General features: G+C 54.7%; 7 protein-coding genes. 1 reads left to right on the top strand and 6 read right to left on the bottom strand.

Annotated elements, in window-relative coordinates:
- Positions 1 to 66 precede the first annotated feature (66 nt).
- The 6 genes from A7E48_RS04305 to A7E48_RS11470 all read right to left on the bottom strand — a co-directional run bounded on the left by A7E48_RS04305 (position 67) and on the right by A7E48_RS11470 (position 5,777).
- Positions 67 to 1,122, bottom strand: coding sequence for a siderophore-interacting protein (locus tag A7E48_RS04305; RefSeq protein ID WP_068169971.1), 1,056 nt, complete (start codon positions 1,120 to 1,122; stop codon positions 67 to 69).
- Positions 1,115 to 1,987, bottom strand: a complete 873-nt coding sequence (locus tag A7E48_RS04310) for an ABC transporter ATP-binding protein (RefSeq protein ID WP_083147184.1) — start codon at positions 1,985 to 1,987, stop codon at positions 1,115 to 1,117. Before A7E48_RS04310 ends, A7E48_RS04305 begins: the two co-directional genes overlap by 8 nt.
- On the bottom strand, positions 1,984 to 3,039 hold the full coding sequence (locus A7E48_RS04315) for an iron chelate uptake ABC transporter family permease subunit (protein ID WP_083147185.1): 1,056 nt from the start codon (positions 3,037 to 3,039) through the stop codon (positions 1,984 to 1,986). Before A7E48_RS04315 ends, A7E48_RS04310 begins: the two co-directional genes overlap by 4 nt.
- Positions 3,039 to 4,079, bottom strand: a complete 1,041-nt coding sequence (locus tag A7E48_RS04320) for an iron ABC transporter permease (protein ID WP_068169972.1) — start codon at positions 4,077 to 4,079, stop codon at positions 3,039 to 3,041. The genes A7E48_RS04315 and A7E48_RS04320 overlap by 1 nt, the downstream gene beginning before the upstream one ends.
- A 75-nt stretch (positions 4,080 to 4,154) precedes the next feature.
- Positions 4,155 to 5,204: an ABC transporter substrate-binding protein gene (locus A7E48_RS04325; protein ID WP_068169976.1), complete on the bottom strand. Its 1,050-nt coding sequence runs from the start codon at positions 5,202 to 5,204 to the stop codon at positions 4,155 to 4,157.
- A 441-nt stretch (positions 5,205 to 5,645) separates the two neighbouring features.
- Entirely contained in the window at positions 5,646 to 5,777 is a 132-nt protein-coding gene (locus A7E48_RS11470) for a hypothetical protein (RefSeq protein ID WP_255376898.1), read from the bottom strand.
- A gap of 45 nt (positions 5,778 to 5,822) precedes the next feature.
- On the opposite strand from A7E48_RS11470, the gene A7E48_RS04330 reads away from it, so the two are divergent.
- On the top strand, positions 5,823 to 6,571 hold a 749-nt coding region (locus tag A7E48_RS04330; RefSeq protein WP_158004398.1), incomplete at its 3' end, for a transposase.

Consider the following 6,571-nt stretch of genomic DNA (forward strand, 5'->3'; position numbering starts at 1 on the left):
AGAGGGGTGAGCAAAAGCGCGGGGTCCAGTATGCGCTCCCTCACCTGCGGTTGTGAGCGAGTTGGCTCAGCTCTCCGCTCGTCCCCGTTTCCAGTACCCCATGAACGAGATATTGCCCTTATCTAGCCCCGCATCGTTAACGCAGATGCGTCGCAGCGTCTTAATAACCGCCGATTCTCCGGCGATAAACACGTAATAATCACTGTCTTCATCCGCTAATCCCCACACGATTTCTTCGTCCGTCACTTGTTCGATGACTCGGTACTGGATGTTGAGTTTAACGTCGAGGATTTCACGCAACATGCGGTAGAGTTCTTCGCCTCTGACCGATGACGCACCGTTGCACCCGCGGGGAAGCCAGCGCACAGTGACATGTGGGAATGCGGTTGCGGCATCGGCAATATCAGCTATTTCCGGCGTCATAATATCGCCCTCGCCAGGCACTTCCAACAAGATATCTGCCCGCGTATTGCGGTCCAAAGTGCGCACGATAGAAAGTGCCGCAGGTACAGCGGTTTCGTCCGCAAGCACCAAGATTTTCGACGCTTTACCCGGGTTCCAAGAGCTCCATAGGTTATTGCCGCGCATAGGAGCGAGGAAAGAGATAGAGTCCCCCACCTGCGCCTGGTTAGCCCAGGTAGCACCGGGGCCCATCTCTCCAGCAGAATCGGCATGAAGCACAAAGTCGATATCGATTTCAGGTACGATGTCGGAGGGGTATTCACGGTCTAATACCGAGAGGTCGGCATCTGCAGCCGGTCTGAACTGAGTAGCCGGCGGGGATATCGCATCAGCAGGTATAAGCCGGGAATTACGCACAGTATAGGTTCGCATCCAACCGCGTTCATCCGTAGGCTGAGCAAACCACTGTGCGCGCCAGTTATCTTCGAGCACAATGTCGGTGGGCTGGGAGCTACCTGCCGGCGGTATGAACAGCTTGATGTAAGCGTCAACCACGTCCCCGGTGCCTTCGGAAATTTCTTCTGCTGCGTGATGTAGTGAAGGTCCGGCCAGAGAGATGCGCACGTAATGCTCGGTGAGCTGTCGTACCCCTGTCACGACCACGGGGAACAATCCAAACTGATGAATCACCGAGTGTCTGTGCGTACGTAGCTTATTCATTAGAGTTGTCCTCTCGATCGGCTTCACTCATTGCTTGGCCGGCGTTTGCTTTTGAGAACCCTCCGCGGGCAACACGGGCGTGAGGAACCACTACGGGGGCGCCGCTCTTTTCCGGATCGTGCACCGAAGCTTTCAAACCGAACACGCGATGTAGGTTTTCACTGGTCATAACGGATTCTGCCTTGCCAGCACATGCGATTTCGCCGTCTTTCATGGCAATCAGGTGGTGGGCGACTCGTGCAGCCAGGTTAAGCCCGTGAAGCACGAGAACCATAGTAGTTCCCCGCTCCTCATTGAGGTCGGACAGCAAGTCCAGCAGGTCTACTTGATGGGCAAGGTCCAGATAGGTAGTGGGCTCATCGAGGAGCAAAATATCGGTCTGTTGGGCAAGTGCCATGGCAATCCATACGCGCTGGCGTTGACCACCGGATAATTCGCTGACTGAACGTTCTGCTAAACCCATGGTGTTGGTGGCTTCAAGTGCCCAGGCGACCGCTTCGTCGTCTTCAGCGGTATTGCGTTTGAAAACTCCCTGATAGGGGTATCGGCCGCGAGAAACCAGGTCCGCCACGGTGATGCCGTCAGGGGCAATGGGGCTCTGCGGGAGTAGTCCAACCATCCGAGCAAATTCTTTACCGGGGAATGTGTGAATGTTCTTTCCATCGAGGGTAATTTCGCCAGAAGAAGGCTTGAGCAAACGAGAAATACCGCGCAATAGTGTAGATTTTCCACACCCGTTGGGGCCGATAATTGCGGTAATTTTTCCCGCGGGAATGGCAAGGGAGAGGTCTTTGACAATCGTTCGAGTGCCGTAGCCGAGGTCGACATGTTCGATGCGCAGTTCGCGGTAAGTGCAGGCGGTCATGAGCGACCTTCTTTCTGAGATTGGACCAGTAACCAGATGAGGATGGGAGCGCCAAATGCGCCGGTCAAGACGCCGACGGGCATCGCGCCACTTGGAACGAAGTTGGCGGCTATGAAGTCCGCAAAGACTACAATGATTGCGCCCACGAGTGCCGACGCAGTCAGCGAATGCCGTCCGCCAATCAGCCGGCGCGCAATGGGCCCCGATACAAAAGCGACGAACGCAATAGGGCCGCTGGCGGCAGTTGCAACAGCTGCCAGTAAAACACCCAGCACGATATAGAGCCATCGAGTAATCGTCACGTTCAGTCCCAGGCTTTGAGCGAGTTCTTCACCCACAGCTAGGGCGTGAAGCTGCCGTTGGAAAAGCATCACAGCAGGGAAAATCAGGCACAGCGCAATGAGCAGAATCAGAATGCGTTCCCAGTTCGCTACTGACAGCGAACCGGTCATCCAGACCATCGCAGACTGGGCGGAATTGATGTCAATCCGAGTCAGCAGATAGTTCACCACCGCATTGCCCAAAGCAGCGACTCCTATGCCCATGAGGATAAAGCGGTTGCCCACTCCCCCGTGCCCTGCGGCAAGCACCATAATAAGAATGGCAAGTGCAAGAGAAAAGGCCACGGCAAGAAAAGAGATTTCAAAACCGGTTGACCCCCAGAATACGATGCCTAATACCGCTCCCAGCGAGGCACCGGAGCTGATGCCGATAATATCTGGTGAAGCCAGCGGGTTACGGAGCAACAACTGAAAAATAGCCCCGGCACACCCAAAAGCAAGGCCGGTCAACGTTCCCAAAACCGCCCGGGGCAGCTTATCGGAGAGCACAATATAACGAGCTCCACGAGCACCTTCAATAGAGCCGCCCTGCAAGATGGTAATAAAATCGGGAAAAGTCACCGTGTACGTTCCCAGGAGCACACGAACGAGAAAGACCGCTACCAATGTCACCGCTAAGCCGACAATGATGAGGCGGGGGCGACGTCGTCCGTCCGCGCGTAGTTTCGCTACGCGATCAACGGGTGTCAGCTCAGTTGCACCTTGCGACATCAAAGTTCCACCGCCTTCTTGGTTCGTACCAGGTAGATGAAGACCGGCACACCAATGACAACCATGGTGACCCCCACCTGTATTTCTTCAGGGGGCATAATAACCCTGCCAACGGTGTCTGCAACGATGAGAAGTGCCGCACCAAAGAGCGCGGATAGCGGAATGATAGCGCGATAGTCGGGCCCGACGAGCGCGCGCAAAGCATGCGGCGCCATCAGGCCAAGGAATGCAATGGGTCCGCACATTGAGGTGGCAGTTCCGCTTAGAAGCGTAATGCCGATAAAGATGATGAAGCGTTTGAGCACCACGTTTTCACCGAGTGCTGTGGCCATGTCATCGCCGAGTGCAAAGTTATTGATGGAGCGGGCTCCCAGCCCAATAATTAGTGCCCCTGCAATCAGCAGAAAGACACCGGGGAAGAACTCCTCCATTGAGCTACCGGCGACAGAACCCAGCTGCCATTTGCGCAAAGAATCCAAAGCATTGCTGAAGTTAAGAATCAGCGCCGAGGTAAGGGAGCCTAAACCTGCGGAAATAGCGGCGCCCATGAGCGCCAATTTGACGGGGGTTGCGCCGTCGCGGCCCACACTCGCCAAACCGTAAACCAGCGCCGAAGTAATGCCTGCCCCGATAAAGGCGAGCCCCGCCATCCCGGTTGAAGAGTTGATTCCCAGTAGAGAAATTCCCACCACGACGGCAAATGCGGCACCGGCGTTGACACCGAGAATACCTGGATCGCCGAGGGGGTTGCGGGTGACCCCCTGCATGCCTGCACCGGCAAGCGCCAGCGCCGCCCCGATGGTTCCAGCCCACAGCGTGCGCACGCTGCGCTGATCAAGAACCGCCTCGGTCATGGCGGGCAAGTCTGCGTGAGTAAAGTAATTCCACACTGTATTCACACCAACATCGCGTGTTCCCCAAAAGATTGAGGAAACCACTGCAAGCGCCAGAAGAATCACCAGAGCCGCAGTCACCGCTAGGGTTCTTTGCCGCTGTGTATGTGGTTTTTCTCGGGCAGTGTGTGCCAGCGAGGGGGACATAAAAATCCTTGATGAATAAACGCCCAAAGCTGCCCGGGGCAATCGCCGCGAGCAGCCTTGGAGGGGTGTGAAAAGTTAGGATGCTTTCTTGGTGTTCTCAACAGCCTTGGACATGTTCTCGAGGATTGGAGTTTCCTCGACAGCCCAGACGAGCGAGAGCGGTGAAGCTGCGGAAAGCGCCAAACCAGCAGTCTTGTCAGCTTCGAAGACGACGGCGTCGTGCTTCATCGCTGGCATCTGCGCAAAGAGGTCGTTGGACTTGACCTTTTCGATGTCGCCCTCTGCATTGACCCATGCCCATACGGCGTCGGCTTCGACGGAGTCGATAACTTCAGCGGAAATATCGAGGAAAAAGGCCTTGGAATCCTTTTCTTTGTCCTTCATGTAGGATGCCTGTTCCATGCCAATCATGGAGAAGAAGCGGGGGCGGGTGTCCTGGGAGGTGTATGCGCCGAAGGTGTTCTTTTCGGTGTCAAAAGCGCCCGAGAGGAAGGTTGCACCCTGCAGGTTCTCGTATTCGGCGCCCTTTTCTTTGAGCTTCGCTTCGGTGTCTTCGATGAGCTTCTTTGCCTCATCTTCTTTCTTCAGCATTTTGCCCGCCATTTCAACGGTTTGCTGCCATGAAGCTGCCCAGGAACCTACACCCTCAGGTGCGGGAACAACGGGGGCGATGCCCTTGAGCTTGTCGTAGATTTCCTGGCTCATGTCGCCGTAGGGGCAGAAGATCGCGTCGGGTTCAAGCTTTGCGAGTTCTTCGTAATTGGGGCCGTCGGTCTCGTCATAGCGAACGGGCTGTTTGCCACCGAGTTCTTCGAGTTTTTTGTCGAACCAGGGGGTGGACTGGTTCTCGTTACCACCCCATGCCACGACGGGCGTACCTGCAGGTACTACGCCTAGAGCTAGTACGGCGTCGGGGTTCTGCCAGTTCTGCACGATGGCGATTTTCTGGGGTACGGCATCAAATTTAGTCTCACCGAAAGCGTGCTTGATGGTGTAGGGCTCGGTTGAGGCGGAAGCGCTGGAATCGGATGCATCTTTGGATCCGGTTGAGCAGCCTGCGAGGAGTCCGGCGGCAGCGGTGGCTGCAGCGGCTTTGAGGAAAGCTCCGCGTGAAAGTGAAACCATGAGACAGTTCTCCAAAATCTAGTGGGGACCGCCCCACTGCATGTTTAAGTTAGGTGTGCCTAAGCACCTCCCTAGAATATGCGAATTTTGAGGGCTCTACCAACTTATTGCCGGTATTTGGAAAGATTTTTATGCGTTTATTATTTCTGTCTAGCAAGAGTAGGCAGGTTGAGGTGCGTACCCGGCTGGCGATCACAAAGCAGACGACAAAGCGCCCCGAATGATTCGTTCTTTCGCGGCGCTTATTTGAAAGTTTGTGAGAGCTTTTTAGTTTTCGAAACCACGCGAAGCTACACGTTCGCGGTATGCCTTGTGGCGGTTGTAGTCGTAGGTAGCTTTCATAGCGGTGATGGATCCCCCGTTACCTTTTAAGGGCGCACACAAAGACACCAAAAACAGGTGAAACTAGAAGCGTAAGTAACCGGCCCGCCCCGGCATGGCTCAATGCCCCCAGCCAACACAAATAATGGTCAGGGGGGTGTCGCCACCGGGGCCGGGAACGGTCCACAAACCATCGCTAATAGAAGCACGATCCAAAGCCAATGTAACGTGGGTGCGAGATTCGTGAACCACCGGTTACTTCACACCATAACCCGCAAAACACAAAGGTGCGAAGAAATGACCGAAAACCTCACCATTTACCTCGGACTAGACGTCGGCAAAACCAACCACCACGCTACAGCGCTCACCAGCAATGGCAAAAAAATCTGGGATAAACCCCTACCCCAATCAGAACCCAAAATCCGTGAACTACTGACTAAGCTCAGCACCCAAGGAACTGTTCTGCTAGTAGTGGACCAGCCTAAAACAATCGGTGCCCTGCCGATAGCTATCGCACAAAACATAGGTATCCAAGTCGCCTACCTGCCAGGGCTAACCATGCGAAGAGTAGCTGATTTGCACCCCGGTGAAGCAAAAACAGATGCTAAGGACGCCTTCATCATCGCTGAAACAGCCCGCACCATGCCCCACACCCTACATGGAATAACAGTTGCCGATGAAACCACCTCAGAACTCTCCATGCTCTGCGGTTTTGACGATGACCTAGCAGCACAAGCAACAGCAGTTTCAAACCGTCTGCGTGGCTTTCTCACTCAGATTCATCCACACCTTGAGCGAGTTTTAGGTCCTAGACTTTCGCACCAGGCGGTGCTTGGGTTGCTCAAGAAATACCCTGCTCCTGCAGAACTTCATTTTGCAGGGCGCACCAAGGTGCGTAACCTACTGAAAAAGAAAGCACCTCGGCTTGCACCGAAGCTTACGGAAGAAATCTTCCAAGCTCTTGATGAGCAAACAGTCATCGTTGCTGGAACAGCAAGTGCTTCTCAGATTATTTCTTCCTTAGCTGCCCAGCTTGAGCTGATTCT

This window comes from Rothia sp. ND6WE1A (assembly GCF_001683935.1).
GTDB lineage: Bacteria > Actinomycetota > Actinomycetes > Actinomycetales > Micrococcaceae > Rothia > Rothia amarae.